The sequence below is a fragment of the Streptomyces sp. NPDC042002 genome (genome assembly GCF_055588305.1).
Genome location: NZ_JBVJCT010000004.1, coordinates 113,646 through 128,919 on the forward strand (window position 1 = coordinate 113,646; position 15,274 = coordinate 128,919).

Genomic DNA, 15,274 nt, shown 5'->3' on the forward strand with positions numbered 1-15,274 from the left:
GGAGTGGCGCCAATGGACTTCGGACTCGTCCTGCAGACAGACCCCCCGGCCTCCCGTGTCATCGACCTGATGAAGCGGGCCGAGGCCAACGGCTTCACGTACGGCTGGACCTTCGACTCGGCCGTGCTCTGGCAGGAACCCTTTGTGATCTACAGTCAGATTCTCGCCAACACCGAGAAACTGACGGTCGGCCCGATGGTCACCAACCCGGGCACCCGCACCTGGGAGGTCACCGCCTCCACCTTCGCGACGCTCAACGACATGTACGGCAACCGCACGGTGTGCGGCATCGGGCGGGGCGACTCGGCGATGCGTGTCGCCGGCCGCAAGCCCAACACGCTCGCCCGGATAAGCGGTGCGATGAAGGTCATCCGCGCCCTCGGCCGGGGCGACGAGGCCGACCTCGGCGGCACCGTCGTCAAGTTCCCGTGGGTCAGGCCGGGCGCCGAACTGCCGGTCTGGATGGCCGCGTACGGCCCGAAGGCCCTCAAGATGACCGGCGAGGAGGCCGACGGCTTCATCCTCCAGCTCGCCGACCTCTACCTCACCGAGTACATGGTCAAGGCCGTGAAGGACGCGGCGGCCGAGGCCGGGCGCGACTCCGCCGAGGTGAAGATCTGCGTGGCCGCTCCCGCGTACATCACCGAGGACGACTCGCCCGAGGCGCTCGCCCACGCCCGCGAGCAGTGCCGGTGGTTCGGCGGCATGGTCGGCAACCACGTCGCCGACCTGGTCTCCAAGTACGGCGAGCACTCGGCGGCCGTACCCGACGAACTCACCGAATACATCAAGGCCCGTGAGGGGTACGACTACTCCCACCACGGACGGGCCGACAACCCCGACACGGCGTTCGTGCCCGACGAGATCGTCGACCGGTTCTGCCTGATCGGCACGGCCGAGCGGCACATCGAGAAGCTGAACGCGCTGCGCGAGCTGGGCGTCGACCAGTTCGCGGTCTACGACATGCACGACGCCCAGGAGGCCACCATCGACGCGTACGGAACGCGGGTCATCCCGGGCATCAACGGGCAGTAACCGAAGGCCCATCCCTCGATCTCCCCTTCCCGCCGTCCCGGGAAGGGGACCAGGGCGCTCTCCGCGCACCCCCCGAGTCGTCCCCGCACGGCCTTTCCCGTCACTCCTCATTGATTGGCCTGCTCATGACAGAAACCGTCCCCCCGGACAGCCCGCCCGCCGGACAGGTCACGCTCCCCGACGGCCGGGTGGAGATCGCACCCGACGCTCCCGCGCCCACCGGCCCCTACGCCAACGAGGACCTGCTGCCGGTTCCGGTCGAGAAGCGCACCTGGACCACGTACAACTTCTCGGCCCTGTGGGTCGGCATGGCCCACAACACCGCTTCCTGGACGCTGGCTTCGGGTCTGATAGCCGTCGGCATGGACTGGAAACAGGCCGTCCTCACCATCGCCCTCGCCAACCTGATCGTGCTCGTCCCGATGCTGCTCACCGGGCACGCGGGACCGAAGTACGGCATCCCCTTCCCGGTCTTCGCCCGTGCCTCCTTCGGGATCCGCGGGGCCAACCTGCCCGCTGTCGTACGGGCGTTGGTCGCGTGCGGCTGGTTCGGCATCCAGACCTGGATCGGCGGCGAGGCGATCTACTTCCTCGCCGGGAAGCTCTTCGGCGACAACTGGGCGAACGCCTCGCACATCGGCGGCTACGCGTGGACGATGTGGCTGTCGTTCGCCGTCTTCTGGGTGCTCCAGGTCGCCATCATCTACCGGGGCATGGACACCATCCGCCGGTTCGAGAACTGGGCCGCGCCCTTCGTGCTCGTCGGCGCCGGCGTGATGCTGTGGTGGATGAGCAACAAGGCCGGCGGCTTCGGGCCGCTGCTCGACCAGCCGTCGAAGCTCGGCTGGGGCGGCGACTTCTGGAAGCTGTTCTGGCCCTCGCTGATGGGCATGATCGGCTTCTGGTCCACCCTGTCGCTGAACATCCCCGACTTCACCCGCTACGGCAGGAGCCAGAAGGCGCAGACCTGGGGACAGGCGCTCGGCCTGCCCACCACGATGACGCTCTTCGCCTTCCTGTCCGTCATGGTGACCTCGGGTTCGCAGGCGGTGTACGGCAAGGCCATCTGGGACCCGGTCCAGCTGGCGGCCAAGACGGACAACGTCGTGGGCATCGTCTTCGCGCTGGTCACCGTGCTGGTCGCGACGCTGTCCGTGAACATCGCGGCGAACCTGGTCTCCCCGGCCTTCGACTTCTCCAACATCGCGCCCCGGAAGATCAACTTCCGTACCGGCGCGCTCGCGACCTGTGTCCTCGGCGTGCTGATCTTCCCGTGGAAGCTGTACTCCGACCCGCAGGGCTACATCTTCACCTGGCTGGGCCTGGTCGGCGGTCTGCTCGGGACGGTCGCGGGCATCCTCATCGCCGACTACTGGATCCTGCGCCGCACCAAGCTCGACCTCGCCGACCTGTATCGCACGGGCGGCCGCTACTGGTACGACGGCGGCTGGAACTGGCGGGCCGTGGCCGCCTTCGTCACCGGCGGTGTCCTGGCCGTCGGCGGCGCGGACTTCCACCCGCTGATCGACGGGCGGCCGATCCCGGCACTGGAGTCGCTCGCCGACTACGGATGGGCGGTCGGCCTCGGCACGTCGATGGCGCTGTACGTGGTCCTGATGCTGCTGCGCGGAAAGGACAGAACCACGGTCTGAGCGCGGCGACCGGAGGACGGCCAGTTCTTCTGGCCGTCCTTCAGCTCTTCTGGCCGTCCTTCAGCGCCGCCGTCGCGTCCTTGGCCGCCTTGATGGCGCCCTTGTTGATCTCTTCGGTACCGGGCGCCTTCTTGGTCTCGAAGTCGCTGCCGTTGTAGGTGACGACCACCAGCGCGTTGGACGCCTGGACGATCACCACTCCCTCGCGGGTCTGCTGCTTGTCCTCGGTGGTGAGGTTGACCACGGAGTAGGCGGAGTCGCCGACACCCGGCACCGCCCCGCCGCCGCTCTTGTCGGCCACGCGCTCCTTGTAGGCCTTCTCCGCGGCCGCGTCCGAGTCCTTGATCTCGTACGAGACGTCGAGCCAGCGGTAGTCGAAACCCTTCAGCGCGTTCCACGAGCAGGTGCGGCGCAGCGCCTTGTCGGTCGACGCGATCTCCTGGCCGGCTGTCTTGGCGCCGGGGACCAGGGACTTGATCGTCGCGATCTGGATGCCGCCACAGGGGGCGGGCGACGCGGCGAACGTCTTGACAGCGGCCGAGGCCGATGGAGCCGACGCTGAGCCGGTTGTCTGCTTCTGTGAAGATTTGTCCTCGGCGTTGGGGGTCGCTGCGGACGGGCCGGCGGCCAGGGCCCAGCCCGCGGAGGCGAGCAGAGCGACCGGTAGCAGGCGCGCGGCGAGCGCGAGCGGCAGAGGAAGAGAACCCAAAGCGCACTTCTCGTGGGGGATGGTGCGGAGACGGTCCGCACTGCGGACGGGACGCCAGTGTCACACGAGACGCCGTGGTGCGAAAGGGCCAACAGGTTTCATGCCCGTGTAATGACAGTGACTCACCTTGGCGTTGATTGACTGCTGCTGTGGCAGGATGTCTGTTTTGTTCGGCCAGGCGATCACTTTGCTCTCCGCGTCCTGTCGCATCGCGATCACGGCTACCGCTTCGAGGTCCGGACCGGGAGGGCTCGCTCGACGCGGCCGACGGCCGCGAACGCGCCGTAGGCCACGAGACGCACCAGGCAGCGGTCGGAACGACCGGGTGCGCGCCAGGCCGCCACGGCCTCGTCCGTGACGCGGTACGGGGCGAGGGCGGCCAGCAGTGCCAGCCGCGCGCCGGGGCGCGAACGGTCCGGGAGGCCCTCCCACGCGAGCGACGGATGGGCGCCGTCCCATCCCTGAAGCGTTTCCCGTACGAGGGCACGGTCCGCCTCGTCGAGCAGTTCTCCGCCCGCGGTGGCGGCGTCGCGCAGGGCCGCGTAGGCGGGGCCGACGGCGGTGCCCCGCGCCCAGCCGGGACCCGGACCCGGGGCGTCGAGCAGCGTGAGACCCGCACCCGGGGCGGGCCGGCGGCGCACCGTCCCGGCCAGCGATCGGCCGCCCAGACTCCGCACCGCCCTGAACCGCTGCGCATTGCCCGGAAGGAGGTTCTCGGTCAGCAGCGCCGACGCGATCCGGTTGATGAAGTGGAACGTGAGCATGGTGCCGAGGTACGCGGGAGCGTGCGCGGCGGGGAACGGATACGGCGTCAACTCCGGTGCCCCGGGCGTCCGGCTCGCCCGGCCCCAGGCCAGCACGCGCGCGTGCCCCTCGTCGGACGGTGTCTCGCCGCGCACGATCGCCTCGGCCAGGGAGTGGTCCCCGGTCGCGTGCAGCATCATCGTGTGCGCGTCCACGCAGAAGGGACACCGGTTGGCCAACGACACACCGAGCGCGGCCAGTTCCTTGCCGGTCCGGTCGCCCTCGCCCGCGATCAGTGACTCCCGCATCAACGCCCAGGTGGCGGTAAGGAGTTCGGGAGCGGAGGAGAGGACGACGAAAGTGGGCGGACGCTCCATGCCGAAGTCCGAGGCGAGTTGGGCGTAGACGTCGGCGGTCGCACCGGTGGCGGACTGCCGCGAGGGCGGGGTGGTGTACCTGAAAGGGGTGGCGAGGGACATGGCCATGGATGCCTCCTGAGTGGACCGGGCGGTCGCCGGGCGAGCGGCGACCGCGGTCAACGATGGCCCGGAGGAGGCGGCGCGGGCGTCGTACGGGCGAGGGCGATCCGGGCTGCCGCCGCCGGCCCGGTGCCCGGCGCCGACTACTCCGGCGGGAGTAGCCGGACAGCCGTCCCCAGGTCCGACGCGGTGGTCTCCACGCCCGCATAAAGTGCCGTACATGCAGCTCGACCACGTCGTCCGCGGGCGTCCGGCCGACGCGGCCCTCGCGGTCGTGGTCGGCGCCCTCGTGGCGACCGCGGCCGCGTTCGACGACGGCACGACCGCCCTCGACTACGCCCTGATCGCCGTCGGTTCGCTGACGCTGGCCGCCTACCGCGGCGCCCCGCGCGTCGTACTGGCGATCACCACCGCCACCACGACGGGCTACGTCGTGCACGCCCACCCCGGCACCCTGTCCGCGCTCCCCGTCCTGGGCGCGGTGCACACGGCGGCCAGAGCCGGCCACCGGGGCGTCGCGGCGCTCGCGAGCGCCGTGTACCTGGCCGGATTCGTGGCGACGGGACCGGGGACGCGGGAAGCGGTGGAGCGGGCGCTGCTGCTGACCGGCTGGTTCCTGTGCGCCCTGGTCACGGGCCTCGCCGACCGCAACTGGCAGGCCTATCTCCGTCAGACCGAACAGCGCGCCCTGGAGGCCGAACGGACCCGCGAGGAAGCGGCGTTGCGTCGTGCCGGAGAGGAACGCCTGCGCATTGCCCTGGAGTTGCACGACTCGCTCACGCACAGCATCTCGATCGTCAAGCTCCAGGCCGGAGTCGCCGTCCATCTGGCCCGCAAGCGCGGCGAGGAGGTGCCGCCCGCGCTGCTCGCCATCCAGGAGGCCGGTGGCGAGGCGATGCGCGAACTGCGCGCCACGCTCGAAGTGTTGCGCTCCGACGAACCGACCGGCACCCCGGCGCTGCTCGTGGAGCGGGCCCGTGCCGCGGGCCTCGCCGTCGATCTGCGGGTGACCGGCGAGGAGCGCCCGCTCGTGGCGACCGTGGACCGCGCCGCGTACCGCATCGTCCAGGAGGCCCTGACGAACGCCGCCCGTCACGCGGGCCCCGCCAAGGTGACGGTCGAACTTCGCTACACGCCGGACGAGTTGACGATCAGCGTGTACGACGACGGCATGGCCCGGCAGTCCCGGCCTCCCACCCCGGGCATCGGCCTCACCGGCATGCGTGAACGCGTCACCGCCCTCGGCGGCACCCTGCATGCCGCCCCGCGCGCGGAGGGCGGCTTCTCCGTCCGGGCCGAACTGCCCCTGGACACGCCGGAGGAGGCGCGATGAGCGATCCGGACGCGCCGACCAGGGGGAGCCGCCTGATCAGGGTCGCCCTCGTCGACGACCAGGCACTCATGCGTGCCGGCTTCCGCGCTCTGCTGGACGCGGAGGAGGGCATCGAGGTGGTGGGCGAGGCGGCCGACGGGGCACAGGGGCTCGCGCTGGTCCGCGCCGAGCTGCCGGACGTCGCCCTGGTCGACGTACAGATGCCCGTGATGACGGGCATCGAGGCCACCCGTCGGATCGCCGCCGACCCGGAGCTCGCCGGAGTCCGGGTCGTCATCCTCACCAACTACGGGCTGGACGAGTACGTCTTCGAGGCGCTGCGGGCCGGGGCGAGCGGATTCCTGCTCAAGGACACCGAGCCGGCCGATCTGCTCCAGGCCATCGAAGTCGTCGCCCGCGGGGAGGCGTTGCTGTCGCCTTCGGTGACACGCACCCTCATCGGGGAGTTCGTGGCCCGCCCTCCCGACCGGGCCACGGCGCCCGGCCTCGAAGGCCTCACACGCCGCGAACGCGAGGTCACCGCGCTCGCCGCGCGTGGTCTCAGCAACGAGGAGATCGCCGCGCACATGGTCATCAGCCCCCTGACGGCCAAGACGCACGTCAGCCGCGCGATGACGAAGCTGGCCGCCCGCGACCGGGCTCAACTCGTCGTCTTCGCCTACGAGTCGGGCCTGGTGACGGCACGAGGGCAGGCGGAGTGACGCCCTCCGTCAAGCGACCGTGCCATGATCGGCCCGTGATCGCGACAAGCCCGGCACGGGCCGGCACGGCAGCCGCCGCCGAGCTTCCGAGGCGGTCCGATGCCCCTACCGTCGCCGTACCTCCGCGCGGTGGTCGTACGCGCCCTGCCGTACCGCCGAGCAGTGGTCGCGGGCGCCCCGCCGTCGGTCTCCGTGCGAAGTGGATCCGCGCGCTCGTCCTCGCCTGCCTGGTCGCCACAGTCGCCAGCGGGTGCGGCCTGTCCGCCGAGATCGACCGTGAGCGCGACCCCGAACGCACCTCCGCTCCGGCCACGGTCCCGAGCGTCGTCGGGACCGACGCCGCTCACGCCCCGCACGCGGCCGGGACCGCCGCCGGCGATCCTCTCGTCATCGTGGTGCCCGGGTCGTCGAAACCCCTGCCGCTGCAACAAGGCCGTGGCTGCCCGCCGTCCGGCCTGCGCCTCGACACGGGACCGGTCGACGCGGCCATGGGCCTGCGCGGCATGACGCTCACCCTCACCGACTGCGGCAAGCGGCCGTACCAGGTGAACGGCCACCCGGCCGTCATCGACGTCCTCGACCGGGAGGGCGCCCCGATCACGGGCGTGCACAGCGTGACGGGGACGGACAAGGTGCCCATGGCACCCGCCGACCCCGGCCCGGAGCCCTTCACGCTCCACCCCGGCGACAGCGCGCGGGCCGTCCTCTACTGGCGGATGGCGGCCCAGGACGGCGTGTATCTGCGCGTCGCGCCCCAGAAGGGACGGGACGCCGTCGTCCTGCGGCTGCCGGACCCCCTCGACATCGGCCCGGAGAACACACTGGGGACCACGGCCTGGGCGCCCGCGTCCTGAACATCGGTCCACCCGGGCACGCGCACCCTTGCCCGATCCCGCCCCTCCCCGGTACCGCCTGCCTTCCGGACCTCCCCGGACCACGCCCACCCGCCCTGCCGTCCGGGCCCGGGTGAATGCCATAGTCGGGACCGAGTCTGATCGCTCCGTACCGTGAGGTGGCAGGCATGTTCACGACCCGACCCACCCTCCAGGGCACCTTCGGCATGGTGTCCTCCACGCACTGGCTCGCCTCGCAGTCCGCGATGGCCGTCCTGGAGGACGGCGGCAACGCCTACGACGCCGCCGTCGCGGCCGGTTTCGTCCTGCACGTCGTCGAACCCCACCTCAACGGACCCGCGGGCGAGGTCCCGATCATCCTCGCCCCCGCGGACGGTGCCGTGCGGGTGCTGTGCGGACAGGGCGTCGCACCCGCCGGAGCGACGATCGCCCACTACAGGGGACTCGGTCTGGATCTCGTACCCGGCACCGGCCCGCTCGCCGCCGCCGTGCCGGGCGCGTTCGACGCCTGGATGCTGCTGCTCCGCGACCACGGCACCAAGCCGCTCGCCGCCGTCCTGAAGTACGCCATCGGCTACGCCGAGGACGGGCACGCGCCCGTGGAGCGCGTCGGCGAGACCGTGGAAGCGGTCCGCGAGATGTTCGAGACGGAGTGGACCTCGTCGGCCCAGGTGTATCTGCCCGACGGCAGGTCACCGCGCTCCGGCGAGCTGTTCCGCAATCCGGCCCTCGCCGCGACCTGGCGACGGCTGCTCGACGAGGTCTCCGGCGCGGGGGACCGGGTGGCCGAGATCGACGCGGCACGGGAGGTATGGCGCTCCGGCTTCATCGCCGAGGCCCTGGTCAGGCAGGCCCGCCGGCCCACCATGGACACCAGCGGCGAGCGCCGCACCGGCACCCTCACGGCCACCGACCTGGCCGGCTGGTCCGCGGCCTACGAGGCCCCGGCGACGTACGACTGGCGGGGCTGGACCCTGTGCAAGGCGGGCCCCTGGAGCCAGGGTCCGGTCCTCCTCCAGCAACTGGCGCTGCTCCCGACCGAACTGCCCCGCTACGGTTCCGCCGAGTACGTCCACCTGCTCGTCGAGGGCTGCAAGCTCGCCATGGCCGACCGGGAGGCCTGGTACGGCGACGCGGCCGAGGTACCGCTCGGCGAACTGCTCTCCGAGTCCTACAACGCCGCCCGGCGGGCGCTCGTCGGGGACAAGGCGTCGTACGAGCTGCGTCCCGGCAGTCCGGGCGGCCGTGATCCGCGGTTGAGCGGGCACGCGCGCGTGGTGGCCGCCGGGGAGCCCGGCTTCGACGCGCTCGCGGTGCCGGGCGCCGGTGAGCCCACCATGGCCCGCGCGGCCGCGGAACCCGAGGTGGCACCGGACGGCGGCACCCGGGGCGACACCTGCCACCTGGACGTCGTCGACCGTTGGGGCAACATGGTCGCCGCCACCCCCAGCGGCGGCTGGCTCCAGTCCAACCCGGTCGTCCCCGAACTGGGCTTCCCGCTCGGCACCCGGCTCCAGATGGCCTGGCTGGAGGAGGGACTGCCCAACTCCCTGACTCCGGGCCGCCGGCCGCGCACCACGCTGACGCCCTCCCTGGCGCTGCGCGACGGCGTGCCGGTCATGGCGTTCGGCACCCCCGGCGGCGACCAGCAGGACCAGTGGCAGACGCACTTCTTCCTGTCCGTGGCGCTGCGCCCGCAGGTGCGCGGCGGACTCGACCTCCAGGGCGCGATCGACGCCCCGAACTGGCACAACGACAGTTTCCCCGGCTCCTTCTACCCGCGCGGCATGCGCCCGGGCAGCCTCACCGTCGAGTCCCGCACGGACGAGGGGGTCGTCGAGGAACTGCGCCGCCGGGGCCATGACGTCACGGTCGCCGAGTCCTGGTCCGAGGGGCGGCTGTGCGCGGTGGCCCGGGATCCCGCGACGGGCGTCCTGTCGGCGGGGGCCAATCCGCGCGGGATGCAGGGTTACGCGGTCGGACGGTGAGGAGCGGGCCGACGCTGGTGGCTGCGGGCCGGCGTCAGTGATCGCGGGCCCGCGCCAGTGATCGTCCCGCTCCGGGAATTCATGGTGATTCCACCCTGAGTACCCCGGAGGGGTGGGGATTGTCAGTGGCGCGTGCTGTCATGGAGCCATGATCGAAGACATCGAAACCATCGACGAGTTTCTCGCACACCGCGCGTCCGACGTGGAAGAGACCATCCGCGCGGCGGCCGCCGCCGAGATCATGCCCCGGTTCCGGCAGCTCGCCGCGCACGAGATCGACCAGAAGTCCGGCCCGCACGACCTCGTGACGGACGCCGACCGGCTGGCCGAGGCGTACCTCACCGAGGCCCTCACCGCGCTGCTGCCCGGCTCGGTCGTGGTGGGCGAGGAGGCGGTGCACGCCGACCCGGCGAGCTACGAGGCGATCCGCGGCACGGCGCCCGTCTGGATAGTCGACCCCGTCGACGGCACCCGGCAGTTCGTGCACGGCGACTCCGGGTTCTGCACACTGGTCGCGCTCGTGCTGGACGGCGTGGTGCACGCCTCGTGGACGTACGCGCCCGCCCGAGACGAGTTCGCCACCGCGATCCGGGGCCGGGGCGCCGTGCTCGACGGCGTGCCGCTGCGCTCCGGTTCGCCCGAGCCCGGCCGTGACCTCGACATCGCGACCTCCCACCCGGACTACACCACGGACGAGCAGAAGCGCGCCCTCCTCGGCCTGCGGGTCGAGGGCGTCGTCCCGCGCCCGTGCGGCTCGGCCGGGCTTGAATATCTGGCCGTCGCCCGCGGCGAGTTGGATGCCACAGCATTCAGTTGGGAGGCGGCCTGGGATCACGCGGCGGGACTCCTGCTGGTCGAGGAGGCGGGCGGCGCTCACCTGACGCTCGGCGGCGGGCCGTTCCGTGTGACAGGGGGCAACGCGCTGCCGTTCACGGCGGCCCGGGACGCGGCCACGGCCCGCCGGGTGACGGGCCTGCTGGCGGCACAGCCCGAACAGGTGGCGGCCGGGGCCTGAGCGGGAACTCCGCGGCCCGCGGGGGCTCCGGCTCCCGTCCGGCGACCGTGGCCCGCCAGGGTTCCGGGTCCGGCGGCCGGCACACGGTTCCGGTCCGACGGCCGGCCCGGGATTCCGGGGCGCTTCCTGTCAACGCCCCGTGCCGTCAAGGCTGTCAGTCCTCCGGCATATCCTGATCCTCAGTGGCCGTCGGCTGACAAAGGAGTCCGAAGGTGCCGTCGATGCTCGATACCGTCGTGGTGGGTGCGGGGCCGAACGGACTGACGGCTGCCGTGGAGCTGGCCCGCCGGGGCTTCTCCGTGGCCGTGTTCGAGGCCCGGGACACGGTGGGCGGGGGAGCGCGCACCGAAGAGCTGACCCTGCCCGGTTTCCGGCACGACCCGTGTGCGGCGGCGCATCCGCTGGGCGTCAACTCGCCCGCCTTCCGGGCGATGCCCCTGGAGCGGTTCGGCCTGGAGTGGCTGCACGCCGAGCTCCCCATGGCGCACCCGTTCCTGGACGGCTCGGCGGCGGTGCTCTCGCGGTCGGTGGCCGAGACGGCGGCTTCTTTCGGGCCGCGCGACGCGGGCGCGTACCGCAGGCTCGTCGCGCCGTTCCTGAGCAAGTGGGACACTCTGGCGCACGACTTCATGTCGCTGCCCCTGACCGCGCTGCCCCGGGACCCCGTCACCCTCGCCCGTTTCGGTCTCGCCGGGCTGCCGCCGTCGACCTGGCTGATGCGCCGCTTCCGTGACGAGCGGGCCAAGGCCCTGTTCGCCGGTCTGGTGGCGCACGTCATCGCGCCGCTGGAGGGCGTCGGCACGGGCGCCGTCGGCCTGGTCTTCGCGCTGGCCGCGCACGCCCGGGGCTGGCCCGTGGCGCGCGGCGGCTCCCAGTCCATCTCGGACGCGCTCACCGCGTACCTCTTGGACCTCGGCGGCACCGTCCACACCGACTACGAGGTCAAGCGCCTCGACGATCTGCCGCCCGCGCGCGCGTACGTCTTCGACACCTCGCCCAAGGCGCTGGCCCGCATCGCGGGGTTCGGGCGGTACTACGAGGGCTACCGGTACGGGGCGGGCGCCTTCAAGATCGACTACGCGCTGGACGGACCCGTGCCCTGGACCGCCGAGAAGGCCCGTGTCGCCGGGACGGTGCAGGTCGGGGCGAGCAGAGCGGAGATCGGCACCGCGCTGCGGGCGGCCTCGCGCGAGGGCCGGGCACCCCACGCGCCGTTCCTGATCACCGTGCAGCCGAGCGTCATGGACCCGTCCCGGGCACCCGAGGGCAAGCAGGTCTTCTGGGCGTACGGCCATGTCCCGAACGGCTGGACCGGCGATCTCACCGACGCGATCGAGCGCCAGCTGGAGCGGTTCGCGCCGGGCTTCCGGGACCGGGTACTGGCCCGTGCGACCGCCGGACCGCCCGAACTCGCGGCCCGTAACGCCAACTACGTGGGCGGCGACATCGCCTGCGGTGCCGCCTCCGGGCTCCAGCTCATGTTCCGCCCCAAGCTGTCCGCGTTCCCGTACAGCACCCCGCATCCCGCCGTCTTCCTGTGCTCCTCGGCCACCCCGCCCGGTCCCGGAGTGCACGGCATGTCGGGGCACAACGCGGCGAAGGCCGTCTGGCGAAGGCTGAGAGAGTCATGACCACGATCACGCTGGTGCAGGGCGACATCACCCGGCAGAGCGTCGACGCCGTCGTCAACGCGGCGAACTCCTCGCTGCTCGGCGGCGGAGGCGTCGACGGGGCCATTCACCGCCGCGGCGGCCCGGCCGTCCTCGCCGACTGCCGCAAGCTGCGCGCCGGCCACTACGGCAAGGGACTGCCGACCGGCCAGGCGGTCGCCACGACCGCGGGTGACCTCGACGCCCGCTGGGTGATCCACACCGTCGGGCCTCGCTATGCCCCTGGGGAGGACCGGTCGGAGCTGCTGGCGTCCTGCTACCGGCAGTCGCTGCGGGTCGCCGACGAACTCGGCGCCCGTACCGTCGCCTTGCCCGCCGTCTCCGCGGGCATCTACGGCTGGCCGATGGACGACGCGGCGCGCATCGCGGTGGAGACCGTCAGGGCCGCGAAGACCGACGTCGAGGAGGTCCGCTTCGTGCTCTTCGACGAAAGGGCGTACGACGCGTTCGCCGGGCAGCTGCGCTGACGGTCCGGACGCCGGGCCCAGCGTATTGAGCGGACCGGGCGGCCGGGAATCGTCGAGGCTCAGGGGCGCACGGTGGGCCGGGTGGCCGGGTCGGCCGAGCGGCCTTGCTGGCCGTCGGGCCGGTTACCGGGGCAGTTCGACCACCAGTGGCCGGTGATCCGAGATCGCGGTGCTCGGCGCGTGCGCGGCACGGGCCGCGCCCGCCTCGATTCCGGTGGCCAGTACGTGGTCCAGCTGGACGAGCGGCCGGTGCGCCGGATACGTGGGTGTGCGGGCCAGATCCCGCCAGCCGAGCGGCGCCGGCGGGGTGCTCGTCGGCCGATTCCACCGGAGCCCGCTGCCGTCGAACCCCCCGGGCGCGACGAGGACCGCCCGCGGAAGCGCGCCGGGCAGGTTGAAGTCGCCGAGAAGCACCTGGGGCCGGGGCAGATCGGCGATCCAGGCGCGGACGGTGAGCAACTGGCGGATGTTCCAGCCGGGCACGAACGACAGATGCAGTGCCACCACGGTGAACGGCCCGCGACTCCCTTCCAGGACGGCGGCCAGCGCCGCCCGCGGCTGGTCCCTGGAGACGGTGAGTCCACGGTGTCCGGGCGTCCGCAGCGGCATGGGGACCGGCGCCGGGGCCAGCCGCCGGGCTCTCCAGTGCCGTACGGGCAGCCGGGACAGCAGGGCGACGCCGTGCGAGGGGACACCGTCGCCCGCGTCGGTCGCGCGCGGGCCGTACACCCGCAGCCCCGGTTCGGATGCCGCCGGGATCCAGCCGCCGCCCGTCTGCGCGACGCCGTGGAACGCGGACGCGTAGCGCCAGTACCGCGCGCCGGACCCCGCGGCGGCGGCCGACGCCTGGTCCACCCCGCCAGAACGTTCCTGCAACCGGTCCAGCTCCTGAAGCGCCAGCACGTCGGCGTCCAGTGACGCGACGGCCCGGACGAACGGCGCCTCGGGGCCGCTCGCGGCCGGGACGGAAACGGGCCTGCCGTCCGCCATCGGCCGGCCGTGCAGCACGTTGAACGTCGCGAACCGCACCCGCCCGGAGCGCGAGGGGGCGGGGTGAGCCGTCTCGGAAGGTGTCATGAGCGCGACCGTACCCAGCGGGAGCCGCGAGCGGTGGCCCGGTTTCCTATACCCAGGGCAGCGTTTCGCCCAGCAGCCGCAGCAGATCGCCCGTGGCGTCGGCCGCGCCCAGCGCGGGCAGGGCGCCGAGCGCGAGCACGGCCGCACCGACGGACCGCATGACGGGCGGCGGAGCGGTCTGCAGGGCCGCGATCCGGCGGGTGACGGCGTGTTCGGAGAAGTGCAGGGCGCATTCCGGGCGGGCGCGCTGGGAGACGAGGGCGGCACGCGCCAGGGCGCGGGCCGTCGTGTGCCGGTCCCCGACGGTGCTCGCGGCCTCCTCGTCGGCCCAGCGCTCCAGCAGGAAGGCGACGGTGTCGCGGACGGGCACGAGCAGGGGGTTCGCCGCCGCGGCCAGAGCGACGGCGGTCGACAGCGCCGCGTGCCGGTGGGTGAGATGAGCGCGCTCGTGCGCGAGCAGGACACGCCGTTCGGCGGGTTCCAGCGCACCGAGCATCGCGGCCGTGACCAGGATCCGGCCCGGCCTGCCGGGGATGGCGAAGGCGTGCGGGGTCGGCGAGGCGGCGACGACGAGTTCGCTGTCCGGCGGGTGTCCCTCGCAGAGCCTGAGCAGGACCCGGCGGGTCGCGGCGCGCGCCCGTACGACACGAAGGAGCCGGTGGGCGATCACGCCGAGGGCGGCCACCGCCAGGACGGCGACGGCCTCCGGGACGGGCTCGGGCAGCGCCCGGCCCTCCTCACCGGCCTCGGCGATCACCGACGGCGCCTGGTCGATCAGCGTCGCCCCGAGCAGCAGCAGCGCCCAGGTCGAGGCGGCCGCGGTCAGCACGGCCGCCGCCGCGAGGACCCGGGCCGCCAGAGCCGGCGACACCCGCCTGCCGACCTGCGGGGCGATTCCGGTGAGGAACAGCGCGAGTACGAGCGGAACGTAGACGTCGATCCTCATGGGCCGTTCCCTCCGAGGAGGTCGCGCAGGGCTTCCTCCTCCTGGCGGCTGAGCCCGGTGACGAACTGCTGGAGGGCCGCGATCGGGTCGGGCCCGCGGTCGAGCGCCTCGTGCATGGCCTCGGCCGTCAGCTGTGCCGCGTTCTTGGCGGGCCGGTACGCGCCGCGCCGGCCGTCAACGTCACGGAGCACGAGGCCCTTGTCGTACAGACGTTTGAGGATGGTGTGCACCGTGTTGTAGGCGAGTCCACCGCCGATCTCGGCCTGGATCTCGGCGGGCGTCAGCGCGTCGTCGGTGGCCCACAGGGCGGCGAGGACCTCGCTCTCCAGCTCGCCCGCGCTGCGCCGTTCCACCCGCCCGTGGGGACCTGTGCCAGCCATGCCCGTCACCTTACAGCGTGTAGGGGAGCCGAAAAGGGTGCCGATGCGGGGCGCACGCCCCGGGCGCGAGGGGCCGCATACCGCCCCCGGGTACTTCCTCGAACGCCCCTCCCGTTCGGCACCTTCATTCGGTGAGCGGTAGTTTGTCCATGATTCCCCGGATCCCGCCTTCACCCTACGTCTTGTAGGGTGAAAAAAACCCTACAGCGTGTAGGGCTGAAGGG

Annotated in this window: 14 protein-coding genes; 9 read left to right on the forward strand and 5 right to left on the reverse strand. The window is 72.5% G+C overall.

Annotated features, from left to right (window positions below; all coding sequences use genetic code 11):
- The first annotated feature begins 12 nt into the window (after nt 1-12).
- Entirely contained in the window at nt 13-1,035 is a 1,023-nt protein-coding gene (locus tag ACZ6KY_RS08190; RefSeq protein ID WP_469309496.1) for a TIGR03842 family LLM class F420-dependent oxidoreductase, read from the forward strand.
- 125 nt (nt 1,036-1,160) lie between these two features.
- Nucleotides 1,161-2,687 (forward strand): NCS1 family nucleobase:cation symporter-1, encoded by a 1,527-nt coding sequence (locus ACZ6KY_RS08195; protein ID WP_469309497.1) that lies wholly within the window; start codon nt 1,161-1,163, stop codon nt 2,685-2,687.
- A gap of 40 nt (nt 2,688-2,727) precedes the next feature.
- On the opposite strand, the gene ACZ6KY_RS08200 is transcribed toward ACZ6KY_RS08195, so the two are convergent.
- The gene (locus ACZ6KY_RS08200) at nt 2,728-3,396 is read right to left on the reverse strand and encodes a hypothetical protein (protein ID WP_469309498.1); all 669 of its coding nucleotides are present in this window, start codon (nt 3,394-3,396) and stop codon (nt 2,728-2,730) included.
- Between the two features lie 221 nt (nt 3,397-3,617).
- Nucleotides 3,618-4,625 carry a carboxymuconolactone decarboxylase family protein gene (locus ACZ6KY_RS08205; RefSeq protein ID WP_469309499.1) on the reverse strand — a complete coding sequence of 336 codons (1,008 nt, stop codon included), beginning with the start codon at nt 4,623-4,625 and terminating at the stop codon, nt 3,618-3,620.
- Nucleotides 4,626-4,839: 214 nt separating this feature from the next.
- Between ACZ6KY_RS08205 and ACZ6KY_RS08210 the strand changes: the two genes are divergently transcribed.
- From ACZ6KY_RS08210 to ACZ6KY_RS08240, 7 genes are all read left to right on the forward strand, one after another.
- On the forward strand, nt 4,840-5,952 hold the full coding sequence (locus ACZ6KY_RS08210; protein WP_469309500.1) for a sensor histidine kinase: 1,113 nt from the start codon (nt 4,840-4,842) through the stop codon (nt 5,950-5,952).
- Nucleotides 5,953-5,984: 32 nt separating this feature from the next.
- Nucleotides 5,985-6,653 (forward strand): response regulator, encoded by a 669-nt coding sequence (locus tag ACZ6KY_RS08215; protein WP_469309802.1) that lies wholly within the window; start codon nt 5,985-5,987, stop codon nt 6,651-6,653.
- A 35-nt stretch (nt 6,654-6,688) separates the two neighbouring features.
- Nucleotides 6,689-7,507, forward strand: a complete 819-nt coding sequence (locus ACZ6KY_RS08220) for a DUF4232 domain-containing protein (RefSeq protein WP_469309501.1) — start codon at nt 6,689-6,691, stop codon at nt 7,505-7,507.
- A gap of 167 nt (nt 7,508-7,674) precedes the next feature.
- Entirely contained in the window at nt 7,675-9,495 is a 1,821-nt protein-coding gene (locus tag ACZ6KY_RS08225) for a gamma-glutamyltransferase family protein (RefSeq protein WP_469309502.1), read from the forward strand.
- A 148-nt stretch (nt 9,496-9,643) separates the two neighbouring features.
- On the forward strand, nt 9,644-10,510 hold the full coding sequence (locus ACZ6KY_RS08230) for an inositol monophosphatase family protein (RefSeq protein ID WP_469309503.1): 867 nt from the start codon (nt 9,644-9,646) through the stop codon (nt 10,508-10,510).
- 221 nt (nt 10,511-10,731) lie between these two features.
- Nucleotides 10,732-12,141, forward strand: coding sequence for a phytoene desaturase family protein (locus ACZ6KY_RS08235; protein ID WP_469309504.1), 1,410 nt, complete (start codon nt 10,732-10,734; stop codon nt 12,139-12,141).
- Nucleotides 12,138-12,647: an O-acetyl-ADP-ribose deacetylase gene (locus ACZ6KY_RS08240; RefSeq protein ID WP_469309505.1), complete on the forward strand. Its 510-nt coding sequence runs from the start codon at nt 12,138-12,140 to the stop codon at nt 12,645-12,647. The genes ACZ6KY_RS08235 and ACZ6KY_RS08240 overlap by 4 nt, the downstream gene beginning before the upstream one ends.
- Before the next feature lie 123 nt (nt 12,648-12,770).
- On the opposite strand, the gene ACZ6KY_RS08245 is transcribed toward ACZ6KY_RS08240, so the two are convergent.
- From ACZ6KY_RS08245 to ACZ6KY_RS08255, 3 genes are read right to left on the reverse strand one after another with little or no spacing between them, the layout of a single operon-like run.
- Entirely contained in the window at nt 12,771-13,724 is a 954-nt protein-coding gene (locus ACZ6KY_RS08245) for an endonuclease/exonuclease/phosphatase family protein (protein ID WP_469309506.1), read from the reverse strand.
- Between the two features lie 46 nt (nt 13,725-13,770).
- On the reverse strand, nt 13,771-14,670 hold the full coding sequence (locus ACZ6KY_RS08250) for a M48 family metalloprotease (protein ID WP_469309507.1): 900 nt from the start codon (nt 14,668-14,670) through the stop codon (nt 13,771-13,773).
- On the reverse strand, nt 14,667-15,050 hold the full coding sequence (locus ACZ6KY_RS08255; protein ID WP_389399498.1) for a BlaI/MecI/CopY family transcriptional regulator: 384 nt from the start codon (nt 15,048-15,050) through the stop codon (nt 14,667-14,669). The genes ACZ6KY_RS08250 and ACZ6KY_RS08255 overlap by 4 nt, the downstream gene beginning before the upstream one ends.
- Between the last annotated feature and the right edge of the window lie 224 nt (nt 15,051-15,274).

Bases quoted from the DNA above. Each gene is read 5' to 3' on its own strand.
- ACZ6KY_RS08240 (WP_469309505.1), top strand. From the start codon at position 12,138: ATGACCACGATCACGCTGGTGCAGGGCGACATCACCCGGCAGAGCGTC.
- ACZ6KY_RS08230 (WP_469309503.1), top strand. From the start codon at position 9,644: ATGATCGAAGACATCGAAACCATCGACGAGTTTCTCGCACACCGCGCG.
- ACZ6KY_RS08210 (WP_469309500.1), top strand. From the start codon at position 4,840: ATGCAGCTCGACCACGTCGTCCGCGGGCGTCCGGCCGACGCGGCCCTC.
- ACZ6KY_RS08190 (WP_469309496.1), top strand. From the start codon at position 13: ATGGACTTCGGACTCGTCCTGCAGACAGACCCCCCGGCCTCCCGTGTC.
- ACZ6KY_RS08235 (WP_469309504.1), top strand. From the start codon at position 10,732: ATGCTCGATACCGTCGTGGTGGGTGCGGGGCCGAACGGACTGACGGCT.
- ACZ6KY_RS08255 (WP_389399498.1), bottom strand. From the start codon at position 15,050: ATGGCTGGCACAGGTCCCCACGGGCGGGTGGAACGGCGCAGCGCGGGC.
- ACZ6KY_RS08245 (WP_469309506.1), bottom strand. From the start codon at position 13,724: ATGACACCTTCCGAGACGGCTCACCCCGCCCCCTCGCGCTCCGGGCGG.
- ACZ6KY_RS08225 (WP_469309502.1), top strand. From the start codon at position 7,675: ATGTTCACGACCCGACCCACCCTCCAGGGCACCTTCGGCATGGTGTCC.
- ACZ6KY_RS08250 (WP_469309507.1), bottom strand. From the start codon at position 14,670: ATGAGGATCGACGTCTACGTTCCGCTCGTACTCGCGCTGTTCCTCACC.
- ACZ6KY_RS08195 (WP_469309497.1), top strand. From the start codon at position 1,161: ATGACAGAAACCGTCCCCCCGGACAGCCCGCCCGCCGGACAGGTCACG.
- ACZ6KY_RS08205 (WP_469309499.1), bottom strand. From the start codon at position 4,625: ATGGCCATGTCCCTCGCCACCCCTTTCAGGTACACCACCCCGCCCTCG.